At 51.9% G+C, this 23,195-nt stretch carries 26 protein-coding genes; 17 read left to right on the forward strand and 9 right to left on the reverse strand.

Annotation, left to right across the window (positions count from 1 at the left end; all coding sequences use genetic code 11):
- Window positions 1-60: 60 nt before the first annotated feature.
- The 5 genes from lepB (at window position 61) to recO (ending at window position 3,606) form a co-directional block, all read left to right on the forward strand.
- On the forward strand, window positions 61-843 hold the full coding sequence (gene lepB, locus KO497_RS04400) for a signal peptidase I (RefSeq protein ID WP_215942746.1): 783 nt from the start codon (window positions 61-63) through the stop codon (window positions 841-843).
- Entirely contained in the window at window positions 840-1,526 is a 687-nt protein-coding gene (rnc, locus tag KO497_RS04405) for a ribonuclease III (RefSeq protein WP_215942747.1), read from the forward strand. Before lepB ends, rnc begins: the two co-directional genes overlap by 4 nt.
- Entirely contained in the window at window positions 1,523-2,440 is a 918-nt protein-coding gene (era, locus tag KO497_RS04410; RefSeq protein ID WP_215942748.1) for a GTPase Era, read from the forward strand. Before rnc ends, era begins: the two co-directional genes overlap by 4 nt.
- A 6-nt stretch (window positions 2,441-2,446) precedes the next feature.
- Window positions 2,447-2,779, forward strand: a complete 333-nt coding sequence (locus KO497_RS04415) for a DUF1491 family protein (RefSeq protein WP_215942749.1) — start codon at window positions 2,447-2,449, stop codon at window positions 2,777-2,779.
- Window positions 2,780-2,856: 77 nt separating this feature from the next.
- On the forward strand, window positions 2,857-3,606 hold the full coding sequence (gene recO / locus KO497_RS04420; RefSeq protein WP_215942781.1) for a DNA repair protein RecO: 750 nt from the start codon (window positions 2,857-2,859) through the stop codon (window positions 3,604-3,606).
- On the opposite strand, the gene KO497_RS04425 is transcribed toward recO, so the two are convergent.
- Window positions 3,603-5,276, reverse strand: a complete 1,674-nt coding sequence (locus KO497_RS04425) for an acyl-CoA dehydrogenase family protein (RefSeq protein WP_215942750.1) — start codon at window positions 5,274-5,276, stop codon at window positions 3,603-3,605. The genes recO and KO497_RS04425 overlap by 4 nt on opposite strands.
- A gap of 173 nt (window positions 5,277-5,449) precedes the next feature.
- Here KO497_RS04425 and KO497_RS04430 point away from each other — a divergent pair, with 173 nt between their 5' ends.
- A complete protein-coding gene (locus KO497_RS04430) occupies window positions 5,450-6,220 on the forward strand; it encodes a sulfite exporter TauE/SafE family protein (RefSeq protein WP_215942751.1) in 771 nt (256 codons plus the stop codon).
- A 75-nt stretch (window positions 6,221-6,295) separates the two neighbouring features.
- On the opposite strand, the gene KO497_RS04435 is transcribed toward KO497_RS04430, so the two are convergent.
- A complete protein-coding gene (locus KO497_RS04435; RefSeq protein ID WP_215942752.1) occupies window positions 6,296-7,894 on the reverse strand; it encodes a phosphoenolpyruvate carboxykinase in 1,599 nt (532 codons plus the stop codon).
- Between the two features lie 379 nt (window positions 7,895-8,273).
- Between KO497_RS04435 and KO497_RS04440 the strand changes: the two genes are divergently transcribed.
- From KO497_RS04440 to KO497_RS04470, 7 genes are all read left to right on the forward strand, one after another.
- Window positions 8,274-8,975, forward strand: a complete 702-nt coding sequence (locus KO497_RS04440) for a response regulator transcription factor (RefSeq protein ID WP_215942753.1) — start codon at window positions 8,274-8,276, stop codon at window positions 8,973-8,975.
- A complete protein-coding gene (locus KO497_RS04445; protein ID WP_215942754.1) occupies window positions 8,975-10,708 on the forward strand; it encodes a sensor histidine kinase in 1,734 nt (577 codons plus the stop codon). The genes KO497_RS04440 and KO497_RS04445 overlap by 1 nt, the downstream gene beginning before the upstream one ends.
- Before the next feature lie 75 nt (window positions 10,709-10,783).
- Window positions 10,784-11,239, forward strand: coding sequence for an HPr kinase/phosphorylase (locus KO497_RS04450; RefSeq protein ID WP_252729511.1), 456 nt, complete (start codon window positions 10,784-10,786; stop codon window positions 11,237-11,239).
- The gene (gene rapZ / locus KO497_RS04455) at window positions 11,232-12,155 is read left to right on the forward strand and encodes an RNase adapter RapZ (RefSeq protein ID WP_215942755.1); all 924 of its coding nucleotides are present in this window, start codon (window positions 11,232-11,234) and stop codon (window positions 12,153-12,155) included. The genes KO497_RS04450 and rapZ overlap by 8 nt, the downstream gene beginning before the upstream one ends.
- Window positions 12,152-12,556 (forward strand): PTS sugar transporter subunit IIA, encoded by a 405-nt coding sequence (locus KO497_RS04460; protein WP_215942756.1) that lies wholly within the window; start codon window positions 12,152-12,154, stop codon window positions 12,554-12,556. The genes rapZ and KO497_RS04460 overlap by 4 nt, the downstream gene beginning before the upstream one ends.
- Window positions 12,557-12,559: 3 nt before the next feature.
- The gene (locus KO497_RS04465; RefSeq protein ID WP_215942757.1) at window positions 12,560-12,835 is read left to right on the forward strand and encodes an HPr family phosphocarrier protein; all 276 of its coding nucleotides are present in this window, start codon (window positions 12,560-12,562) and stop codon (window positions 12,833-12,835) included.
- Window positions 12,836-12,865: 30 nt separating this feature from the next.
- Window positions 12,866-13,747 carry a lysophospholipid acyltransferase family protein gene (locus tag KO497_RS04470; protein ID WP_215942758.1) on the forward strand — a complete coding sequence of 294 codons (882 nt, stop codon included), beginning with the start codon at window positions 12,866-12,868 and terminating at the stop codon, window positions 13,745-13,747.
- A 9-nt stretch (window positions 13,748-13,756) separates the two neighbouring features.
- Here the strand turns inward: KO497_RS04470 and KO497_RS04475 are convergent, their stop codons facing one another.
- On the reverse strand, window positions 13,757-14,632 hold the full coding sequence (locus KO497_RS04475; RefSeq protein WP_215942759.1) for a 3-hydroxybutyryl-CoA dehydrogenase: 876 nt from the start codon (window positions 14,630-14,632) through the stop codon (window positions 13,757-13,759).
- Between the two features lie 174 nt (window positions 14,633-14,806).
- Between KO497_RS04475 and KO497_RS04480 the strand changes: the two genes are divergently transcribed.
- Window positions 14,807-15,634 (forward strand): DUF6473 family protein, encoded by an 828-nt coding sequence (locus KO497_RS04480; RefSeq protein ID WP_215942760.1) that lies wholly within the window; start codon window positions 14,807-14,809, stop codon window positions 15,632-15,634.
- Window positions 15,635-15,707: 73 nt separating this feature from the next.
- Here KO497_RS04480 and KO497_RS04485 read toward each other — a convergent pair whose 3' ends face one another.
- From KO497_RS04485 to KO497_RS04510, 6 genes are all read right to left on the reverse strand, one after another.
- Window positions 15,708-16,628: an FAD-binding protein gene (locus tag KO497_RS04485; RefSeq protein WP_215942761.1), complete on the reverse strand. Its 921-nt coding sequence runs from the start codon at window positions 16,626-16,628 to the stop codon at window positions 15,708-15,710.
- Window positions 16,628-17,380, reverse strand: coding sequence for an electron transfer flavoprotein subunit beta/FixA family protein (locus KO497_RS04490; protein ID WP_215942762.1), 753 nt, complete (start codon window positions 17,378-17,380; stop codon window positions 16,628-16,630). Before KO497_RS04490 ends, KO497_RS04485 begins: the two co-directional genes overlap by 1 nt.
- A gap of 143 nt (window positions 17,381-17,523) precedes the next feature.
- Entirely contained in the window at window positions 17,524-18,096 is a 573-nt protein-coding gene (locus KO497_RS04495; protein WP_215942763.1) for a cob(I)yrinic acid a,c-diamide adenosyltransferase, read from the reverse strand.
- Between the two features lies 1 nt (window position 18,097).
- A complete protein-coding gene (locus KO497_RS04500) occupies window positions 18,098-18,304 on the reverse strand; it encodes a twin transmembrane helix small protein (RefSeq protein WP_215942764.1) in 207 nt (68 codons plus the stop codon).
- A gap of 108 nt (window positions 18,305-18,412) precedes the next feature.
- Window positions 18,413-19,240: an SDR family NAD(P)-dependent oxidoreductase gene (locus KO497_RS04505; protein WP_215942765.1), complete on the reverse strand. Its 828-nt coding sequence runs from the start codon at window positions 19,238-19,240 to the stop codon at window positions 18,413-18,415.
- Between the two features lie 72 nt (window positions 19,241-19,312).
- Window positions 19,313-19,891 (reverse strand): SH3 domain-containing protein, encoded by a 579-nt coding sequence (locus KO497_RS04510; protein ID WP_215942766.1) that lies wholly within the window; start codon window positions 19,889-19,891, stop codon window positions 19,313-19,315.
- Between the two features lie 173 nt (window positions 19,892-20,064).
- Here KO497_RS04510 and KO497_RS04515 point away from each other — a divergent pair, with 173 nt between their 5' ends.
- From KO497_RS04515 to KO497_RS04525, 3 genes are all read left to right on the forward strand, one after another.
- The gene (locus KO497_RS04515; protein WP_215942767.1) at window positions 20,065-22,422 is read left to right on the forward strand and encodes a DNA topoisomerase IV subunit A; all 2,358 of its coding nucleotides are present in this window, start codon (window positions 20,065-20,067) and stop codon (window positions 22,420-22,422) included.
- 111 nt (window positions 22,423-22,533) lie between these two features.
- On the forward strand, window positions 22,534-22,920 hold the full coding sequence (locus KO497_RS04520) for a hypothetical protein (protein ID WP_215942768.1): 387 nt from the start codon (window positions 22,534-22,536) through the stop codon (window positions 22,918-22,920).
- Window positions 22,921-23,010: 90 nt separating this feature from the next.
- A partial coding sequence (locus KO497_RS04525; protein ID WP_252729512.1) for a GTP-binding protein occupies window positions 23,011-23,195 on the forward strand: 185 nt, incomplete at its 3' end.

The raw sequence follows: 23,195 nt of genomic DNA on the forward strand, positions 1-23,195 counted from the left end.
TGAAACCCCCAACAGGTTTGGCACAAACCCGCATATGTCCGATAAAGGTGAGATTAAGATATGAGCAAAGCAAAAGATTCTGTAACCGAAACGGTTAAAACCGTTGTCTATGCTCTGCTCATTGCAGGTATTTTTCGGTCTTTGTTTTTCCAGCCCTTCTTTATTCCGTCCAGCTCGATGAAAAGCACCCTTCTGGTTGGCGACTTTTTGTTCGTCAATAAGATGAGCTATGGCTTTTCTGAATATTCTTGCCCAAGCCTCGTACGGTTCCTTTGTCCGATCTCTGGCCGCATATTGGCGTCCGCACCTGAACGCGGCGACGTTGTCGTGTTTGAACACCCGACACAGCACCGCGCTTTTGTGAAGCGTTTGATCGGGTTGCCTGGTGATAAAATCCAAATGAAAAACGGTGTTTTGTTCATCAATGGTGAAGAAGCTGTTCAAACTCCTGATGGCGTATTTTCCGAAACATTCGCCCCACAAGGGGCCGCAGGCAATACGCCGCGCTGTTCTAACCAAGCCGTTGGTTTGGGTGGCGAATGTGTTAAAGAACGCTTTATCGAAACTTTTCCGAATGGCGAAAGCCATCACATTCTAAACATCGGACAATCGCGCGTGGATGACACGCCTGTGTTTACAGTGCCCGACGCGCAGTATTTCTTTATGGGCGACAATCGTGACAATTCCGCTGACAGTCGCATTGCACAGCCAACAGGTGTTGGTTTTGTGCCTGAGAAATTCTTGCTTGGCCGTGTCGACCGTGTGATGTTCTCGGCAGCTGGCAAAAGACTGTTTTACTTTTGGACATGGCGTTTGGACCGTTTCTTTAAGGAAATCGTGTGAAAATAGCTGCCGAACTCAAAGCCTTTGAAGCGCGCCTTGGCCACAGCTTTAAAAACCCAGAGCATCTGACACGCGCAGTGACGCACAGCTCGTTTTCGTCTGCGACACGCCCTGACAACCAACGTCTTGAGTTTTTAGGCGACCGCGTCTTGGGGTTGAGCATGGCTGAAGCACTGTTCGAGGCTGATACCGACGCATCCGAGGGCCAGTTGGCACCGCGTTTCAATGCGCTGGTACGCAAAGAGACCTGCGCAGACATCGCCCGCGATATTGATTTGGGGGCCGTTTTGAAACTTGGGCGCTCTGAAATGTTGTCGGGTGGTCGTCGTAAAGAGGCGCTGCTGGCCGATGCGATGGAAGCTGTGATCGCTGCCGTTTACAAAGATGCTGGATTTGATGTGGCCAAGGACGTTGTGCTTAGGCTCTGGGGCAAGCGGATTAAAACAGTCGACGCTGACAGCCGCGACCCGAAAACGGCGCTGCAAGAATGGGCGCAGGCGCGCAAACAGCAGCCACCGAAATACAAAGAGGTAAAGCGTTCTGGCCCCGATCACGCGCCAGTCTTTACCATCGAAGTACAATTGCAAAGCGGGCAAACCATGCGCGCCGAGGCAACATCAAAACGCAACGCTGAGCAAGCCGCCGCCAAGGCGCTTTTAGATCAATTGGAGAGCGGACAATGACCGACGAAAAGACGACACGCGCGGGCTTTGTCGCCCTTATCGGTGAGCCCAACGCGGGCAAGTCCACTCTTTTGAATCGCATGGTGGGGGCCAAGGTTTCTATCGTGACGCATAAGGTTCAAACCACGCGTGCGCGTATTCGTGGTGTGGCGATTGAGGGCGATAGCCAGTTGGTATTTGTTGACACGCCGGGCATCTTTAAACCGACCCGTCGCTTGGACCGCGCCATGGTGGCGGCGGCTTGGGGTGGTGCTGCGGATGCGGATGTTGTGGTGCTGTTGATCGAGGCGCATCGCGGCATGACCAAAGGGGTTGAGGCCATTTTGGAAGCCTTGTCCGAGCGCACAGACACGCGCAATATTTCGTTGGCCATCAACAAAATCGACCGCGTACCTGTCGATGTTCTGTTGGAACTGACCAGCAAAATGAACGAACGTTTCAACTTTAATAAGACGTTTTTGATCTCGGCGGAAAAAGGGCACGGCGTGGACGACCTGCGCGAATGGTTGGCGGATGAAGTGCCTGTGGGGCCGTGGCTTTACCCCGAAGATCAAATCGCCGATCTGCCGCTGCGTATGATCGCCGCTGAAATTACGCGTGAAAAATTGACCCTGCAATTGCACCAAGAACTGCCTTATCAGTTGACGGTTGAAACCGAAAACTGGGAAGAGCGTAAAGACGGCTCCGCGCGTATTGATCAGGTGATCTATGTGGCCCGTGACGGTCACAAAGGTATCTTGCTGGGTCACAAAGGCGAGACGATCAAACGCATTTCACGTGCCTCCCGTGAAGAACTCAACACCTTTTTGGACCGCAAAGTTCACTTGTTTTTGCAGGTCAAAGTGCGTCCAAATTGGTTGGAAGAATCTGAGCGCTATGGCGAAATGGGTCTCGATTTTAAAGACGGGAACTAAGCGCACTTGGCGCGGCTTACTGCCGATATCTGGGTGTCCGCCTATTTGACGCGTCTGCGTTTGGCGGATATCCCCGTTTTTGTCGTCAAAAAAGGCGATGCGACTGCTGGTGCTGTGATGATCAAGCTCAACACGCTGGATGGCCAAGCTGTCGCCTATCAACGTCAATTCGATTTGATGGCAGATCGCCGCGAATGGGTCGAACTGGCCCGCGGAGCAGAGCGCGATGTCGATGCGGCCCTAAACAAGCAACGCGGCTATGACCCTGATCTGTGGATTGTTGAGGTTGAAGACCGTGATGGTCGCACGCTTTTGGACGAAGTCGGCCTGTCGGATTGACGCTGTGATAACGTCGAGGCACGATAGCCTAAGTAAATTGACTTCAGACGACAAACCAAAAAGGGAAGCCGCGCGTGATTGAATGGCGTGATCAAGGTGCCGTCTTGGCCGTCCGTAAATACGGCGAAACCTCTGTAATCGTCGATGTATTCACCGAACATCACGGGCGTCACGCAGGGGTTGTGCGTGGTGGTATCTCGCGCAAAATGACACCGCATTTGCAACCCGGTAGTCAGGTGTCACTGACGTGGAAGGCGCGCCTTGAAGATCAACTTGGCAGTTTCACTTTTGAGCCAATCAAAAGCCGCGCTGCCGCCGTTATGAACGACCCGATGGCGCTGTCGGCGCTTAATTCGATCACTGCCATGCTGGCCTTTGCCCTGCCAGAACGCGAAACGCATGGGTATTTATATGTCGACAGTATGAGCCTGCTCGATAAGCTTGGTAACGATCCCAATTGGCCTTTGGATTATCTTCAATGGGAATTGTCGATGCTTGAAGAGCTGGGGTTCGGGTTGGATTTGTCGTCTTGCGCAGTCACCGGCACCCATGATGATTTGATTTATGTGTCACCCAAATCTGGTCGCGCAGTCAGCCGCAAAGGTGCAGGCGAATGGGCAGATCGTATGTTGCCATTGCCGCAATGTTTGCTGGGGCAAGCGCCGCTGGAATATCGTGAAGTCCTGCGTGGGCTTACAACGACGGGGCATTTTTTGACACGCTTTGCGAATGAGATGGGCGACAAGCCTGTGCCTGTCGCCCGGGATCGTTTTTTGGATCGTTTGCAAAAATCCGCAGTGCTTGAACCGCCACGTTTCGAAGGCTAGCTGAGCAAGCGACGCGTGATCACCTGTGCTTGAATTTCGCCCGCGCCCTCAAAGATATTGAGAATACGTGCATCACACAGAATGCGACTGATCTGATATTCAAGCGCAAATCCGTTGCCGCCGTGTATTTGTAAGGCGTTATCGGCTGCCGCCCAAGCCACCCGTGCGCCTAGCAGCTTGGCCATGCCCGCTTCCACGTCGCAGCGCCGCCCATTGTCTTTTTCCCAAGCCGAGAAATATGTGAGCTGACGGGCCACCATAATTTCAACGGCCATCATGGCAAGTTTGCCCGCCACACGGGGAAAGTCGATGAGTGATTTGTTGAACTGCTTGCGATCAATCGCGTATTGCATGCCGACTTCTAATGCGTTCTGTGCAACACCGATGGCACGCGCGGCCGTTTGGATGCGTGCGGATTCAAACGTCTGCATCAGCTGTTTAAAGCCTTGGCCCTCAATGCCACCCAAAAGATTTGCAGCGTCCACTTTGAAAGCGTCAAAGCCCAACTCATATTCTTTCATGCCACGGTAACCAAGTACTTCGATTTCGCCGCCAGATATGCCAGCCGTTGGAAAATCATTGGTGTCATCACTTGGCGCCTTTTCGGCCAAGAACATCGACAGACCTTTGTAATCTGTCGTGTTCGGGTCCGTGCGTGCGAGCAGGGTCATCACATTGGCGCGCGCCGCATGGGTGATCCACGTTTTGTTGCCCGTAATCGTGTAGGTTTCGCCGTCTTTGATGCCACGGGTGCGCAAGGAGCCGAGATCGGAGCCTGTGTTCGGTTCAGTGAACACAGCTGTAGGCAGAACCTCTGCGCTGGAAATTTTCGGAAGCCAATGTTCTTTTTGTTCTTGCGTGCCGCCACACAGTATCAACTCAGCCGCGATTTCAGAACGCGTTCCAAGCGATCCAACGCCGATATAGCCGCGTGACAATTCTTCGGACACCACAACCATCGCCGCTTTCGAGAAGCCAAAGCCGCCGAATTCTTCGGGAATGGTCAATCCAAAGACGCCAAGTTCAGCAAGCTCATCAATGATCGACATCGGGATCAGCTCGTCCTTAAGGTGCCACTCATGGGCAAAGGGGGCGACACGTTCATCTGCGAAACGGCGGAACTGATCACGGATCATTTCCAAGTCGTCATCAAGGCCAGTGTTGCCAAAAGTCGCATGGCCAGTGTTGCCTTGCATCAGTTCAACAAGGCGTGTGCGGGCGGCAACGGTATTGCCCTCAAGCATCAGTTTGGCCGCTTCTGGGTGACTGGGTTGGACCAGTCCAAGCCCAAGGTCTGATAGACGTGCCATCTCGCCCTGGTTCATCGGAATGCCACCATAAATCTGACTGATGTATTCGCCGAATGCGATTTGGTGGATCAATTGTTCCATTTCGCCAAAGGTGCCGGCTTCGGTCAGTTTGTCCGCCCAAGCCTGCATTTGGCGCAGTGCCTCGACATAGGTGGCGAGCCAAGCAAGACCATGCGCTGCGGTTTGATTGGCTTCGATTTTTGTACTAGAAATCTGACCTTCGACTAGAAATTCGGCGCGTAATGCCGCGCGGGCGCGATCATAGAGCGCCGCCATTTTGGGAACGACTGTCGCGGTCAATGTCATCAGGTCAGGTAAAACTGCGGGTTTCGTTTGCATTTCATGTCCGTCAAGGGCCATCGGGACTCTCCTACTCTCTGGGGCAGGTGTAGCTATAATCGCTTTGCATTCGCAGCGCAACAAAAATTCAACTAATAGCATAGATACGAATTAAAATGTCGCGACGATTTTTGTCGTGCGGATTTCATTCGAGCGCAGTAGTTTGCCCCAAACCAAGGCACAGGGAATGGCAAATGGACCTTATTTTCAACAACCTTTCAACAATGGCGATTGTTTTCGCGATTGGTATCACGCTGCTTGCGGGCTTTGTAAAAGGGGCCACGGGGTTCGCTTTGCCGATGATCATGGTCTCTGGGTTGGCCACAGTTTTACCCCCTGATGTTGCAATCGCAGCATTGATTGTGCCGACTGTGGTGTCGAACGTCTGGCAAGCTCTGCGCGGCGGGGGCGTCGGTGCGGCAGTCACTGTGGCAAGTCGGTATAAGCTCTACATCGGGACGTTACTGGTGGTTATTGTGATCACCGCACAATTGGTCTCTGCGATGTCTCATGATGCAATTATGTTGACCATAGGTATTCCGATCACTCTGTTGGCGCTGGTTTTGCTGTCTGGCAAAAAGTTTTCGATCAGCGATGGCGGTCGCAAATTTGCGGATGTGATCATCGGCACGATCTCAGGATTTCTCGGCGGCCTCGCGGGGATTTGGGGGCCTTTGACGGTGATGTATCTCACGGCGCTGGAGACGCCCAAAAAGGATCAAGTGCGCGTCACAGGTGTCATCTTTAGTGCAGGGGCAGTGGTGCTGGGGCTGTCGCATCTGAAGTCTGGGCTTTTGAATGCGCAAACGATCCCGTTGTCATTGTTTATGATCATTCCTGTGTTGATCGGGCAGACCTTGGGCAATCGCTTGCAGGATCGCCTTGATCAGCAGAAATTCAAACGGCTAACGTTATTGGTGCTTGTGATTGCAGGGCTTAATTTGATCCGTCGTGGGATGATGTAGCTCAGCCAAAATGGCCACCGCAACAAAAAAGACGCGCTCATGTGGCGCGCCTTTTCTTGTCTCATCATGTGAGGTTTAGCCGATTGCGGCAGCTTTCACGTCTTCATCAATGTAGGCGATGTATTGTTCGAAGTTGTCAGAAAACATTGAGACTAGCTTTTCAGCCTGCGCGTCATAAGCGTCTTTGTCACCCCACGTACGGCGTGGGTCGAGCAAGATATCCGCAACTCCAGCAACAGCTACAGGCACGTCAAAGCCAAAGTTTTCGTCCTTGCGGAACTCGACCTCAGCCAAAGATCCGTCCAAGGCTGCGGTCAACAAAGCACGTGTTGCTTTGATTGGCATGCGAGAGCCAGTGCCATAGGCACCACCCGTCCAGCCTGTGTTTACAAGCCAGCAGGTCGCGCCATGCTTTGCGATCTTATCGCGCAACAGATTGCCGTAGACTTCTGGACGACGCGGCATAAAGGGTGCGCCAAAGCAGGTCGAGAACGTTGGGATGGGTTCGACAACACCAACTTCGGTGCCCGGTGTTTTGGACGTGAAGCCAGACAAGAAATGGTACATCGCCTGCGCAGGTGTCAAGCGCGCAATTGGAGGCAAAACACCGAATGCATCACAGGTCAGCAAGATGATGTTCTTTGGATGTCCGCCAAGCGCCGTCTCGGATGCGTTGGAAATGTAGTCCAAGGGGTATGCACAGCGCATGTTGTCAGTCAAAGAGTTGTCTTCAAAGTCCAAATCTTTGGAATGCTCATCAAACACCATGTTCTCAACAACAGTGCCAAATTTCGAGGTGGTCGCATAGATTTCTGGCTCAGCTTCTTCGGACAGGTTGATCGTTTTTGCGTAGCAACCTCCCTCAAAGTTGAATGTGCCGCGTTCAGACCAGCCATGTTCATCGTCCCCGATCAAAATACGTGATGGGTCGGCGGATAGCGTGGTCTTCCCCGTGCCGGATAGGCCAAAGAAAATCGCTGTATCGACTGGGTTGTTTGGCGCGTGGTTCGCAGAACAATGCATCGCCATTACGCCTTTGCCTGGCAGGATGTAGTTCAACAAAGTGAAAACAGATTTCTTGTTCTCGCCAGCGTAGGCTGTACCGCCAATCAAGATGACCTTTTTCTCAAAGTTCAAGGCGATAACGGTTTCTGACCGACACCCATGCTTTTGCGCATCGGCTTTAAAGCTTGGGCAGTTGATGATCGTGAAATCAGCCACAAAGTTATCAAGCTCGGTCGCGGCGGGACGACGCAACATGGTGCGGATGAACTGAGCGTGCCATGCAAGTTCGGTCACAACGCGAACGTCCAAACGGTGCGCAGGATCTGCGCCGCCGAACAGGTCTTGAACAAAGTAGTCTTTGCCCTTCATGTGCTCGATCATATCTGCGTACAAAACGTCGAATGACTCAGGCGCCATCGGTGTGTTATTTTCCCACCAGATGGTGTCTTCAACTTCTTTTGTGCGCACAACGAATTTGTCTTTAGGTGAGCGGCCAGTGTGCGCGCCAGTGGACACTAAAAGCGCGCCCCCCTTGCCGAGTGTGCCCTCGTCGCGCTTCAACGCTTCTTCGATAAGGGCAGGCTCAAGCAGGTTGTAATAGACGTTTCCAAGTCCGGTGATGCCTTGATTGTCTAATGTGAAGGCCGGGTTAACGCGTCCAGTTGTCATCTTGCAAGCTCCCTCGCCGCGAATTCGCGGCGTCTCTAATGAAGTCAGTATTCGCGATTGGGCTTTTCGCGACCAGCCACCGGATCGGGGCCGATACGTGAGCCTATACCACGCGAAACCTAGCCGTAAACAGGACGCGACCGCACAGTTAGCGCAACCATTATTGGTTTAGCGCAAACAGTTAGCGCGACCTTGAAATTTTTCGGCTCTGATGAGGCAAACTGTAGACTTGTGAGACAAATTAGTCATTCCTTGAAAAATTTTATGTCTGATAAAGCGACGCGGGTCAGGCGATTCGCGGTTTCCCTTGCCATAGGTGGTCGAAATGCAGATGATAGTGAAAAAAACGAACGATTGAGCAGTTAAAGGAACCCGAAACATGTCGCGGATCGCATTGGTTGACGATGACAGGAATATCCTGACGTCGGTCTCTATGACACTTGAGGCTGAAGGCTTCGAAGTCGAAACATATAATGATGGCCAGTCTGCACTGGATGCGTTTAACAAACGTCTTCCAGACATGGCCGTTTTCGATATTAAAATGCCACGAATGGATGGCATGGATCTGCTGCAACGAGTGCGCCAAAAAACCAACATGCCCGTCATCTTTTTGACGTCGAAAGACGACGAAATTGACGAAGTGCTTGGCCTGCGCATGGGCGCTGACGATTATGTCAAAAAGCCATTCTCTCAGCGCCTGCTTGTAGAACGCATTCGTGCCCTTTTGCGTCGTCAAGAAGCGTTAGACGGTGCCGAGATCGCAGAGACCGAAGAGACGAAAGTTCTTACGCGCGGTGAGTTGTCTATGGACCCGCTACGCCATGCTGTGTCTTGGAAGGGCAAGGATGTGTCCTTGACCGTCACAGAATTTTTGTTGTTGCAAGCTTTGGCCCAACGTCCCGGTTTCGTGAAGTCGCGTGATCAGTTGATGGATGTGGCCTACGACGACCAAGTGTATGTCGACGATCGAACCATTGACAGTCATATCAAACGATTGCGCAAAAAGATGCGAACAGCTGACAATGACTTTTCTGCAATCGAGACGCTTTATGGCATCGGCTACCGGTATAACGAAGAATAATGTCGCTGGCCTCTCGCATGATCAAATTTGGCAAAGGCAACTCCGAGGACGCAGATGTAGTCCTTGGAGACGACTGGGTTGCGCCCAGAACGACCGATGCTGATTTGCGCGCGAAGCGTGAACGTCGCAAATTTATCGCGATCAATCGTTCACCGTTGGCGCAGAAAATTATAACATTCAATCTCGTTGCCATTATCCTGATGGTCGCAGGTATCTTATACCTCAATCCGTTCCGCGACAGCTTGGTCAAGCAGCGTGAAATGGCGATGGTTTCAGAGGCCGCTTTGATCGCAGATATGATCGAGCTTACGGCCGGACAAGACGGTCGTCTGGATACCGAAGCCAATTCAGACGATCTTGCCGCATTGCATGGTCTGCTTCAAATTCCCTTGCGTGAAGGCCTTTATATCTATGACAGCGCGGGCGAACTCTTGGTCTCGACAGAGGGTGTCGAACGAGGTGTCTCGACCTCCGTGGCTGGGTTGAACCAAGATCATCGCACGACGGTTATAACTGACTTTCTCAATAAAATTTGGAGCTTCGCTTCTTTTTCTAAAAATAGTGACTCCGACAGCGAGGTCTATAACGATGCCGAGCATCTTCAAGACCTGATTGCAGGCGCACTTAATAATAAGATTCATATCAATTCGACGCAAAACCAATCCGGGTCGCCTGTGTTTGCTGTGGCAGCCCCCATTACGGTTGATGTCGACGGCGTTCAAACCACGATTGGCGTTGTGGGGCTGCATTCTGGCGAGGGTGATATTGATGCGCTTGTGCGTGTTGAGCGTGAACAGATTTTACAGGTCTTTATCATCGCTATTTTGGTGTCTATTGGCCTGAGCTTGGTCCTTGCATCGACCATTGCAAACCCGCTGGCGGATCTCGCTGCGGCCGCTGAAGTCGGTCGTGACAAAAACAGTCGTAAAATGGCACCGGGACGCGTGCGTATCCCTGATTTAAGCGGACGCCCCGATGAAATCGGTCGTCTGTCATCGGCGCTGCGTGGCATGGTGTCTGCTCTTTATGATCGGATTGATGCAAACGAACAGTTCGCCGCTGACGTCGCGCATGAAATCAAAAACCCGCTCGCAAGCCTGCGCTCAGCCGTTGGATCGCTGCGTATGGTGAAAAAGGAAGAGCACCGCACAAAGCTTTTGGACGTTATCGAACATGATGTCAGACGTATGGATCGGCTTGTGTCGGATATTTCCAATGCGTCGCGTTTGGACAGCGAATTGGTCAAAGAAGAAGAAGAAGACTTCAATTTGATCAAGATGCTCGCAAATTTGACAGAGTATTTAACCCATGAAGCGCAAGAAAAAGGCGTCGAATTTATCGCCGACTTGCCAGATAGGCCCATTGTCGTGTCTGGGCTTGAAGCACGTTTGGCGCAGGTCTTCGTCAATTTGATCTCGAATGCAATATCGTTTTGCGAAGACGGTGACGCGATCCGCGTTTGGGTGCGCAAGCGCGACAGCCGTGTGTTGGTGGTGGTCGAAGACACTGGTCCGGGCATTCCCGAACAGGCCCTGTCTAAAATCTTCAAACGGTTTTATTCCGAGCGCCCCGTTGGGCAATTTGGAAACAATTCAGGTCTGGGGTTGGCGATATCAAAACAGATTGTCGAAGCGCACGGTGGGGTTATTTGGGCCGAAAACATTCGCCCAACGGATGCCGACATTACGTCCGACCCTCTGGGGGCTCGTTTTGTTGTCGGTTTGCCTGTGTGACCCTGTCACTTTCAATAGATCGAAAAGCCATCGCAGAAACGCGGTGGCTTTTTGCTGATATTTACAGGGCGCGATATGATGAAACCTGATCCGCATTGCGATATTATTCACGCCAGTTGTGTCGCCATCGACCCAAACCATGGATTGCTGATTGTCGGGGCGTCGGGGAGCGGGAAATCATCTCTAGCGCTTATGATGATGGCTTTGGGGGCGACTTTGGTATCCGATGATCGCACCCAATTAAGCACATCACCGGATGGCGGTCTGGTCGCCAGCGCCCCAAAGACGATTAAAAATATGATCGAGGCGCGGGGGATCGGGATTTTGAAAGCACAGACGATGCCCCAATGTGTGATCCGCGCCGTTGTTGATCTCGAAAAAGTGGAACAAGACCGCTTGCCTCCGGCGCGAATACGTCGCCTACTTGATCATGATGTTCCTGAATACCATCGAAGTGACTCGCCATATTTTGCGGCAGCTTTGATCCAACTTTTAAAAGGGGGGCGCTGCGCGCCGCTGGCTGATGACTGATTTAGACAAAGCTCAAGCGCGTGACCAACGTCGCGTTGTCTTGGTGACGGGGCCATCTGGCGCAGGGCGTTCAACTGCGATCAATGTGCTTGAGGATCTAGATTACGAGGTGATCGATAACATTCCTTTGTCGATCTTGCCCAAGCTGCTTGAGGTGTCTGGGAAAGGCCGTCCGCTTGCGCTTGGCCTTGATGTACGCAATCGCGACTTTTCCGTTAGCGCCTTGATTGAGCTTATCGATGGGCTTGCGTTGAACACGGATTATAGCGCGTCCGTGCTTTATTTAGATTGTGCTGCCGAAGTGCTGTCGCGGCGGTATTCGGAAACACGGCGCAGGCATCCTTTGGCGCCCGCGGAAACGGCTCAAGAAGGCATCGCGCGCGAACAAGATTTGTTGGTTCCTATTCACGCTCGCGCAGATATCATCATTGATACAACGGACATGAGCCCGCATGAATTGCGCGACGAAATCGAGCGATGGTTTTCTTTTGGGCAACATGCTCCGATGGCCATTTCGATACAGTCATTTTCATACAAACGCGGTATGCCGCGTGGGCTTGATATGGTGTTTGATGTACGCTTTCTCAACAATCCGTATTGGGATGTCGCGTTGCGTGGTTTGAACGGGCAAGATGAAGCAGTTCAGAGGTATGTCATGAGCGATCCGCGATATGACGCATTCTTTCAAAAAATTCTGGAACTAACGCTTTTGTTGTTGCCAGCTTACCGCGAAGAGGGCAAGCGGCACCTCTCTATCGCTTTCGGGTGTACCGGCGGGCAACACAGGTCTGTCGCCTTGGTGGAAAACCTATCAAAGGCCCTTGCGAAACATGATTGGCAAGTGTCAATAAGGCATAGAGAAATGGAACGGCGTCAATTAGGTGCGCCGCAGGTTGCGTCGAGGGCTGAGGCTTGATCGGAATTGTCATTATAGCACACGGCGGTTTGGCGCGGGAATATCTCGCGGCGATCGAGCATGTGGTCGGTAAACAGACAGAAATCGAAGCCATTTCGATCGCGCCGGATCATGATCGCGCGACCAAGCAAGCGGAAATTTGCACCGCAGCCGACAGTGTCGACAAAGGTGATGGTGTTGTGATGGTCACAGATATGTTCGGCGGAAGCCCATCGAACCTGTCGTTGATGGCCTGCAACACGGGGAACCGTAAGATCATCTATGGCGCCAATCTGCCGATGCTTATTAAGCTGGCAAAGTCACGCCATAAAACGGTGACCGAGGCCGTTTCAGCGGCCTTGGCAGCGGGGCGTAAATATATCGATAGTTTTGAGTCTCCGGGCCATTCATTTAAGGAGTGAGGCATGTCATCTGTCGTTCGCACACATGAAATACTAAACGTAAAAGGCTTACATGCACGGGCCTCGGCCAAGTTCGTTGAAGTTGTGGAAAATCATGACGCTACGGCAATTGTCGAGAAAGACGGCATGGACGCAAGCGGTGATAGTATCATGGGGCTTTTAATGTTGGCAGCCTCTAAAGGAACATCTATTGATGTGACAACTAAGGGCTCTGACGCCGTCGCATTGGCTGATGCGTTGGAAGCTCTCATCAAAGATCGGTTTGGCGAAGGCATGTAAGCCACGCGACACAAACCTAAAGAGGACAGTATGGTACAGGACAATCAGGCGACAGTAACGCCTAAGGCCGGGGATCCTGATTTCGTGCCCTACGATGCACGTCGCCTATCTTATGCGGGGACGTTTTCGGATCCATCCAAAGTGATGATCATTCGGTCGATTGAATGGGTGACGGGCAAGTTGCCACTTTTGCGATATATCCGTCGTTTTGAAAGATTGGGCACGCCGAACGGTCAGCCATTTTTCACACAAGCGCTCAAAGTTATGGGCATTGATGTGAAAACGCCAGCAGACCAAATCGCTAAAATTCCCGCAACAGGGCCTGTTGTTGTTGTTGCCAACCATCCGCATGGTCTGGTCGATGGATTGGTGATGGCGGAATTGATCGGCAAGGTGCGTACCGATTATAAAATTCTCACGCGGTCTTTGTTGACGGGTATTCGAGAAATCGATCCCTTCATGTTGCCGGTTCCCTTCCCGCATGAAGAAGACAGCCATCGCAAATCCATTGTGATGCGTAAGGAAGCGATGGCACATCTCAAATCAGGTGGCGTGATTATCTTGTTTCCTGCGGGTGCTGTGGCGACGTCTGACACTTGGTTCGGTCCAGTGAAAGAAAAACCGTGGAATCCGTTTACGGCTAAAATGGTTTTGAAATCAAACGCGCAGGTCGTCCCGATTTATTTTCCAGGGCGGAACACGCGCTTGTATCAAATTGCAGATAAAGTTTCCGCGACGATCCGCCAAGCGCTTTTGCTGCATGAAATCGTTCACGCACGCAACAAGCCTCAGTCTCCTGTGATTGGCGACCCTTTGACGGCGGATCAATGCAGCGAATGGAAATCCAAACCGGGCGGCTTTATGGATTGGCTGCGCAGCCACACGCTTGCTCTGGGTGGCCGCACAGATTGATTTAATGGTCTAGCGAGTCGGGACAGGTGTTTCGCCACGGTAGTCATAAAAACCCCGTTTGGATTTGCGGCCCAGCCATCCCGCTTCGACGTATTTGGTCAGCAGCGGGCAGGGGCGATATTTGGTGTCGGCCAAGCCGTCGTAAAGCACATTCATAATGGCAAGACAGGTGTCTAATCCAATGAAGTCTGCCAATTCCAGTGGCCCCATCGGCTGGTTCGCACCAAGCTTGAGCGACTGGTCAATGGATGTGACCGACCCGACGCCTTCATATAGTGTATAAACGGCTTCGTTGATCATCGGAATCAGAATGCGATTGACGATGAAACCCGGAAAGTCTTCGGCACTGGCCGCGACTTTCCCTAAGCTTTCAACGACTTTAAGCAAGGTTTGATAGGTCTCTTCATCGGTGGCAATCCCGCGGATAAGTTCGACAAGCTGCATCACAGGCACGGGGTTCATAAAGTGAAACCCCATGAATTTTTCTGGCCGATCTGTACGGGATGCCAGACGGGTAATTGAAATTGACGAGGTGTTGGATGTCAAAATCGTGGTTGGTTTCAAGTGTGGTTGCAGTTTCTCAAAAATTGCATCTTTGATTTCTTCGCGCTCGGTCGCGGCCTCGATCACCAAATCGCATTGCCCTAGATCTTCAAGCGCCAGCGTTGTGGTGATGCGCCCCATTGTGGCGTCCATTTCATCTTGTGAAATTTTTTCCCTGCTCACTTGGCGGTCCAAGTTCTTACGAATGGTCGCCACTGCTTTTTCCAGACCGTCTTGCGAAATATCGTTTAGCAAAACTTGGTATCCTGACAGGGCAAAAACATGGGCGATGCCGTTGCCCATTTGTCCTGCTCCGACGATGCCGACCGTAGAAATGTCCATTGTACTGCGCTCCCTTATGCTGTTGCTGACCATACCTGAGCTTGCGCGGCCTTCAAGGCAGGAAGGGGCTGCGGGACCTGTAAAATTTGGGCAAAATTGCACGTTTAGCGTTTTTGAAACCTGTATCTGCGAATCTCGAACTTGGGTGACTTAACCAACAAGTGGGTGGACGATATGGCTTACCAAAATCCGAGCAAGGGCGCTCTGAACTACTTTCCGTGTCGATATGGGAAATCGAAACTCTTATTCCGTGGTCCTAAGAAAGATTTGCAAGACGATTACATCGCCTTCGTTGGCGGTACAGAAACATACGGAAAATTCGTTGAGACCCCGTTCCCAGATCAAGTGGGTGAGGGGTTGAATATGACCTCAATCAACCTTGGGTGCGTAAATGCTGGGACCGATGTTTTTTTGACTGATGAGACCGTGATGAATATTTGCCGAAATGCCCAAGCGGTGGTGTTGCAAATTTCTGGCACGCAAAACATGTCCAATCGGTTTTACGCCGTTCATCCGCGCCGAAATGATCGCTTCCTGCGCGCATCGACGCTGTTGAAAATTATTTACCCTGATATTGATTTTACAGATTTCAATTTCACGCGTCATCTTGTGACAACTCTGGAACAGGAATCGGCTGAAACATTTGCAATGGTGCGCCAAGAACTGAAAGACGCTTGGGTGGCACGGATGAAGACTATGATCCAAAAAATGCCGCAAAACCTGGTGTTGCTGTGGGCGTCAGATCATTCGCCAGATGATGTCGAGGCGTGCAACGCACTGCATGGCGACCCTCTTTTTGTCGATCGCGATATGATCGAAGAAATTCGCCCACTGGTTAAAAGCATCGTTGAAGTCGTGGCCTCACCTCAGGATATTGAGACAGGCTACAATCTCATGTCTTACTCAGATTTAGATGCCCTCTCGGCGCGTGAAATGCTTGGGCCAATCGTTCAAGCCAAAGTTGCGGATGCAGTCTCTGGCAGGCTGGCCAAATTGGTGTGACGCTTGTTTATGCGTGTCAAAAAAGGCCCGCCAATACTGGCGGACCTTTTGTGATTGCGAACCTGTATTGGCCCTAAAGCTTCTCGATCATTTCTGGCACAGCTGAGAAAAGATCTGCGACCAGTCCGAAGTCAGCAACTTGGAAAATTGGTGCTTCTTCGTCTTTGTTAATCGCGACGATGACTTTACTGTCTTTCATGCCAGCAAGGTGTTGGATCGCACCAGATATCCCGATGGCGACGTAAAGGTCTGGCGCCACGACTTTGCCTGTTTGGCCAACCTGCAAATCATTCGCTGCAAATCCTGAATCCACAGCGGCGCGCGATGCGCCAACTGCGCCACCGAGCTTGTCCGCGAGTGATGTGATTAACGCAAAATCATCTTCAGAGCCAACGCCGCGCCCGCCGGAAACAACCACGCCAGCCGAGGTCAATTCAGGGCGATCACTGCTTACAACCGCGTCGCTGATGTGGCTGGACAGCCCTGCATCGCCCGCACCGGCTGCGGCTTCAACGGTTGCAGATCCACCGTCGGCCGCAAGTTCTAGAGTTGCGGTGCGGAATGTCAGAACTTTGATCGCATCGGATGTTTTCACAGTTTGAAGCGCGTTGCCCGCATAGATTGGGCGCTTGAAGGTGTCGGCGTCGATCACTTCTATGACATCCGACAAGATCATCACGTCCAAAAGGGCTGCCACGCGAGGTAAAACGTTTTTAGCGATAGAAGTTGAAGCGGCTGTGATGTGGCTGAAATCACCTGACAGGCCGGTGATCAGGCCTGCAATGTTTTCCGCCAAACCGTTCGCATAAGCGGCATCATCGGCCAGCAAGACTTTCGAGACGCCAGAAATTTTTGCGGCCTCTTCAGCAGCCGTAGCTGGACCACATACGAGCAATGTCACATCGCCAAGTTGCGCCGAGCCAGTGACGGCTTTCGATGTTGCGTCCAGCACCAATGCGCCGCCGACAACTTCTGCAAGACAAAGTACAGCCATTAGACGAGGCCTCCTTCTTTGAGTTTCGCGATCAATTCATCAACGGATCCAACCATGATGCCAGCGGCACGATCAGCGGGTTCTTCCGTGGTGACGATTGTGTGTCGCGGGGTGATGTCAACATCAAAGTCTGCTGCCGCTTTTTCATCCAATGGCTTTTTCTTGGCCTTCATAATGTTTGGCAAAGAGGCGTAGCGCGGCTCATTCAGACGTAAATCAGCAGTCACAATTGCGGGCAATTTCACCGAAATCGTTTGCAAGCCGCCGTCAACCTCACGGGTTACAATGGCATTGCCGTCTTCGATTTTAAGTTCAGATGCAAAGGTCGCCTGCCCCCAACCCAAAAGTGCTGCGAGCATCTGGCCAGTCGCGTTCATGTCGTTGTCGATGGCTTGCTTACCTGCGATGACCAGATCGGGTGCTTCTTCGTCAATTACAGCTTTTAAAAGTTTCGCAACGGCCAAGGGTTCGATTGTGACGCCTTGATCTGTGGTGATCAAAATCGCGCGATCTGCACCCATCGCCATGGCTGAGCGCAGGGTGTCGGACGATTTTTTCTCGCCGATAGAGACGACAAGAACTTCTGTCGCGATGCCAGCTTCTTTAAGGCGAATGGCTTCTTCGACAGCGATTTCGTCGAACGGATTCATCGACATCTTAACGTTGGTCAGGTCAACACCTGATCCGTCCGAGCTGACTTTAACCTTAACATTATAATCAATCACGCGCTTTACAGGCACCAAAACCTTCATGCGGATACTCCCTTGGATTTAGAGCTGCGTTAGACATGCAGCACAGAATACGTCAAATTCTGTTCGTTTATGACTCGTCTGAACACAAAGGAACACCCCAAATTGTAACGGGAATTGTATAGGTACGTGCCGTAAGTTTAGAGCTATCGGTTGGCGCCAGGGACCCAAAGAACGTCATTTTGGCCATTGTTGTTCGCAATGCGCGCGGCAACAAAAAACCAATCAGATAGTCTATTTAGGTATTTAATTGCGAACGAATTGACGTCATCTGCCGTGCTTAAATCGACGGTCAGGCGCTCAGCGCGGCGTGCGACAGTACGACACAGGTGCAAATGTGCCGCCAAAGGTGTGCCGCCGGGCAGAATGAAAGACCGCAAAGCAGAGAGGTTCGCATTCATGGTGTCGATCTCAGCTTCCAAGCGATCCACTTGCGAAGAAATCATACGCAGGGGCGGGTATTCTGCGTCGTCGTCTTTTTCCATGTGGGGGCGACACAGGTCTGCGCCAAGATCAAACAAATCGTTTTGGAGTCGTGCAAGAGCTGCATCCATGTCACCTTGGGCTGTTATTCGTGCCAAACCAACTGTGGCGTTCAATTCATCCACGGTGCCGTAGGCTTCAACGCGTGGTGCGTATTTAGCAACACGACTGCCATCGCCAAGCGCGGTTTCGCCTTTGTCGCCTGTGCGAGTGTAAATTTTGTTGAGAACGACCATATCAGCCCCCTGTTTTGCGCAGCGCGACGTATATCACCACAAGAACCACAACAATAAGCTGTGCGCCAATGCGATATTGCATCATTTTGTTCGACTTCTTTGCACCGTCCATGCCTCCACGCCCCATGAGACTGATGCCTCGGGCAAGGATAAGTGAGACGATGATGCAGCCGACAATCACGGCGATGAAAAGAGGATCCGTCAGCATGATGCTGTCCTTTGCTTAACTACTCTACCATGGACATAGCGTGTCTCGCGGCAAAACCAAACATGCGAAGTGCCGCGCCTTGAGCCACCGCCCTATGTGTAAGATGCGCTAAGACCTTGCGGCGATTGCGTCGAACACTGAGGTTGGCAGGATGCGGCGCAAAATGGCCGCGATCCAAGTGGGTGTCGTGACATAATAATGTGCGCGTGGGTGATCTGTGTCGAGCGCTTTGATCAAGACGTTGGTAACGGCCTCTGCCCCCAGTTCAAATCGATCCGGCGCTTTGCTGGCTTGGTACAGACGTGGGACCAATTTTGTGCGGTATTGATCCGCCCGCACGGAGCCTTCCCAGTCGATCCATTTGTCAAATTCTTTACGCGCATTCAGACGAAAGTCACTGGTGATCGGGCCGGGTTCAATGCTGACGACATGAATACCGGTGCCGCGCATCTCAAGGCGCAGGGTATCGGTGAGGCCTTCAAGTGCGAATTTCGTTGAATTGTAGGATCCGCGCCACGGCATAGCGACGAGGCCTAAAACGGACGAGCATTGAATGATGTGCCCATGACCCTGTGCGCGCATTATAGGAATGACACGGCGTGTCAGATCGTGCCAGCCGAAAAAATTGGCCTCGAAGTTTTTCCGCAAGGCCTCAACAGGCAAATCTTCGACAGCGGCTGGAATGGCATAGGCACCGTTGTTGTAAAGCGCGTCTAGCGTGCCGTCTGTCCGTTTCATCGTCTCATTGAAGCCGCGTTCAATCGACTTTGGGTCTTCATAATCAAGAACAAAACTGTCTAAGCCTTCGCCTTGCAGTCTGTCGCAGTCACTTTGCTTTCGGCAAGTGGCCAGAACGCGCCATCCTTTGGCTTTTAAGGTGGTGGCGGCGTGATAGCCGATGCCTGACGAGGAGCCGGTGATGAGAATGGACCGCATGGAATACCCTTAAACGCCTGAGTTGATGCATGTCTTACGGCAAACACCCGTGGACCTGCCAGCGTAGGGTGGTTATTCTGTCAGAGGTGTCAAGAAGCGGGAGGACATATATCCCTCAATGCCATCGCCTTCGATGACGATTTTCACCCAAGCACTGTTTGGGTCCGAGATGACACGCACGACATCCGCGCGTTCAACTTGCCCCAATACAGGGTTAGAGGTCGTCGGGCCTGAGCGTACGTTGACGCGACTGGCTGTGACCGAGCGCAAGATCATTTCATTTGAGGTGATTTTTTCGAGGCCATTGGTTTCGCGCGCCATGAGGGCTGCAAGCTTGGCCGGGTTCGCTACAGTGGTTGTTGACACAATATCAGTCGTCGCGTTTGCTTGTGCTGGGTTGAAGCTGGCGTTCTGAACGCGTGCGATGTTTCTCTGGCTCGATTCGCTTGGTGTGATTTGGGCCAAGGTCGCGACATAGGTCGGTTCGCGTTTTGATGTATCGGTGAACGCCTCGGACATGACTGTGACAATAGACGTGCGTTGAGCGCGCAACGTTTCCAGTTTGGTTTGTTCGTCTGAGGACAGTTCCTCACCGAAAGCTAAAAATATAATAAGCAGACCACTAAGGGTCAGCGCAGATAGGCGCAGCATAAAACGTTCCCCCGAACACACTTGTTAACACAACTGTTTATACAAAAATGTTTAAGAGTTTGCGGGGAAAAACGGAAAAATCTTCCCGCGTTTTTTGTGCTTGCCGCATTCTTGCCACATTTGAACGTGCGAGGCCGCTTGCTCGTGCGCGACGGCGCTTGTATCACTGTTTCATGAGCAGTGATTTGATAGATAATAGTGGCGGTCAGGGCGATGCCTCTGGCGAGACCTTCGAACGTTTAAGCGACGCCATTGGCGAGCGCTACCTGACCTATGCCTTGTCGACCATCATGCACAGGGCTTTGCCCGACGCGCGTGATGGTTTGAAGCCGGTACACCGACGTATTTTATACGCGATGCGCGAACTGCGTTTGGCCTCAAACGGAGGATTCCGTAAATCTGCAAAGATTTCCGGTGACGTGATGGGTAACTATCACCCGCATGGCGATATGGCGATTTACGATGCCATGGCGCGCTTGGCCCAAGATTTTAACGTGCGCTATCCGCTGGTGCATGGTCAGGGGAACTTTGGCAATATCGATGGCGATAACCCCGCGGCCTCACGCTACACCGAGGCGCGCATGACGGCTGCGGCCGAGGCGCTTCTTGAAGGGCTGAATGAGGATGCGGTTAATTTTCGTGCCAACTATGACGGCACGCTGACAGAGCCCGAAGTGCTGCCTGCGGCGTTTCCGAATCTCTTAGCGAACGGGTCTACCGGTATTGCTGTTGGCATGGCCACCAATATTCCACCGCACAACTTGGTTGAATTGGTCGATGCCAGCCTGCACATGATCAAAACGCCCGATGTGCGCGATGAGACCTTGTTGAATTATGTCCAAGGACCTGATTTTCCGACAGGTGGCGTGATTGTTGAATCCAAAGAAAGCATGATCAAATCCTATGCCACAGGGCGCGGATCGTTCCGTTTGCGCGCCAAGTGGGAAGTGGAAGACCTTGGTCGTGGTGTTTGGCAGATCGTTGTCACCGAAATCCCGTATCAAGTGCAAAAATCCAAGCTGATCGAAAAGCTGGCAGAGCTTATTCAGGTTAAAAAAGTACCTATTCTCGGCGATGTCCGTGATGAAAGTACCGAAGATGTGCGTCTGATTTTGGAGCCCAAATCCAAAAACGTCGATCCAGATATGTTGATGAACACGCTGTTCCGCAACTCTGATTTGGAAATTCGCTTTTCGATGAACATGAACGTGTTGATCGATGGGCGCACGCCCAAGGTCTGTTCGCTCAAAGAAGTGTTGCGCGCCTTTTTGGATCATCGCCAAGACGTATTATTGCGCCGTTCGCAGCACCGTCTGGAAAAGATCGATCACCGTTTAGAAGTTCTGCGCGGCTTTATCATCGCCTTCCTCAATCTGGATCGCGTGATTGATATCATTCGTTATGACGATGATCCTAAAAAGGCTTTGATGGCCGAAGTTTGGCATCCTGATTCGCCTCGGGCGATGACTGAAAAGGACTATATTTCTCCGCTGCCTGCGGCAGATGGCGTGGGCGAGTTGTCCGAAGTGCAAGCCGAAGCCATTCTCAACATGCGTCTGCGCAGTTTGCGTCGCTTGGAAGAAATGGAACTCGTACGCGAACGCGACGCTTTGATCGAAGAGCGCGCCGCGATTGCTGAACTTTTGGCGACGCCCGGCGTGCAATGGGATCGGATTTCCGAAGAGCTTAAAGACATCAAAAAACGCTTTGGCAAAGACTATGAGCGCGGACATCGCCTGACACAATTCGCGGAAGCCAAAGAGGTCGAAGATGTGCCCTTGGAAGCTATGATCGAACGCGAGCCGATCACGGTTGTCTGTTCGCAAATGGGTTGGATTCGCGCCATGTCAGGTCACATTGACCTGACGCGAGACTTGAAATTCAAAGACGGTGACGGGCCACGCTTTATCTTCCATGCGGAAACGACGGACCGTCTGTTGTTGATTGGCTCGAATGGGCGCGTCTTGACGCTGTCAGCGGCCAATCTGCCCGGTGGGCGCGGCATGGGCGAACCGGTACGGTTGATCGTCGATCTGCCGAATGAGGCGGAAATCGTTGATCTGATTGTCCATAAACCGGGTGAAAAGCTGTTGTTTGCCTCGAGTGCGGGTGACGGATTTATCGTGCCTGAAAATGATATCATCGCGCAGACGCGTACCGGCAAACAGGTCCTCAACGTCAAAGATGGCGCCGTGGCGGCCTGTGTGCGTCGTGTGGCCGGCGATCATGTTGCAGTGATTTCGAAAAACCGTCGCTTCCTTGTTTTCCCGATTTCTGAGGTACCAGAACTTGGGCGTGGCAAAGGCGTGCGATTGCAAAAGTACAGTATGGCGCGCGGTGCTCAAGGTATGTTGGAACTTGATGGCGGTTTGAGTGATATCACCACCTTCAATCTTGAAGATGGACTCAGCTGGACCATGGGTGGGGGCAATACCCGCACTGAAAAAGACTTGAGCCAATGGATTGGCAAGCGGGCAGGAGTGGGTAAGCAGCCTCCGCACGGTTTCCCGCGCGATAATAAATTTGGCTAAACAGTTTGCTAAACAAAAGGGCGCTCAATCGGGGCGCCCTTTTTTGCAACATAGACTCTCGCAGATGCGCGTCACATTGATGTGGATTTTGACGATAGATGCATCGATTTCATGGTGCACAACGTCTATTCATATTTGGTTCCGTTCGAAAACAGGAGTGCACAGTGGCAGCAAACCGTCGCGCCAATTGTCTATTCGCTCAAGTCGGCTCTGATGCTTCAAGTACATATTTGGAATGATTCGTTCGTTCAAAATCGCATCTTACCTTTTGCAACGGTGGTTGCCGTTGATGGTTTGTTTGGTGCGTTGAAGCTTATTCTCAAGCCTCAGGGGGATAAGGGGCAAAAGCTTTCGGCGCGTAGCGCCAAAGCAGACGTTGAAAATAAACGGTATTTGGCGAAAAATACTCAAATTTTCGATACGCGCATCGTAAAAAATCCGCCGGACGTTGCCGTTCCCGCACAAGATGCCGCGCACCCAGAGGGAATTGTCAACTGACTCTTGATTTTATGTCTCGAAAACAATAGTTAGCCCGCGATGGTAATTTGGGCCAATCTCGGCCCCTTCTAAATGTAAAGGCGCCTTGATATGGCTAAGGAAAAGTTCGAGCGTAATAAACCGCACTGCAACATCGGCACGATTGGTCACGTTGACCACGGTAAGACGACGTTGACAGCTGCGATCACAAAGCAATTCTCCGACACGTTTAAAGCGTATGACGAGATTGACGGCGCGCCAGAAGAAAAAGCACGCGGCATCACCATCTCTACAGC

Source organism: Pacificibacter marinus (assembly GCF_018860665.1).
Classification (GTDB): Bacteria; Pseudomonadota; Alphaproteobacteria; order Rhodobacterales; family Rhodobacteraceae; genus Celeribacter; species Celeribacter marinus_A.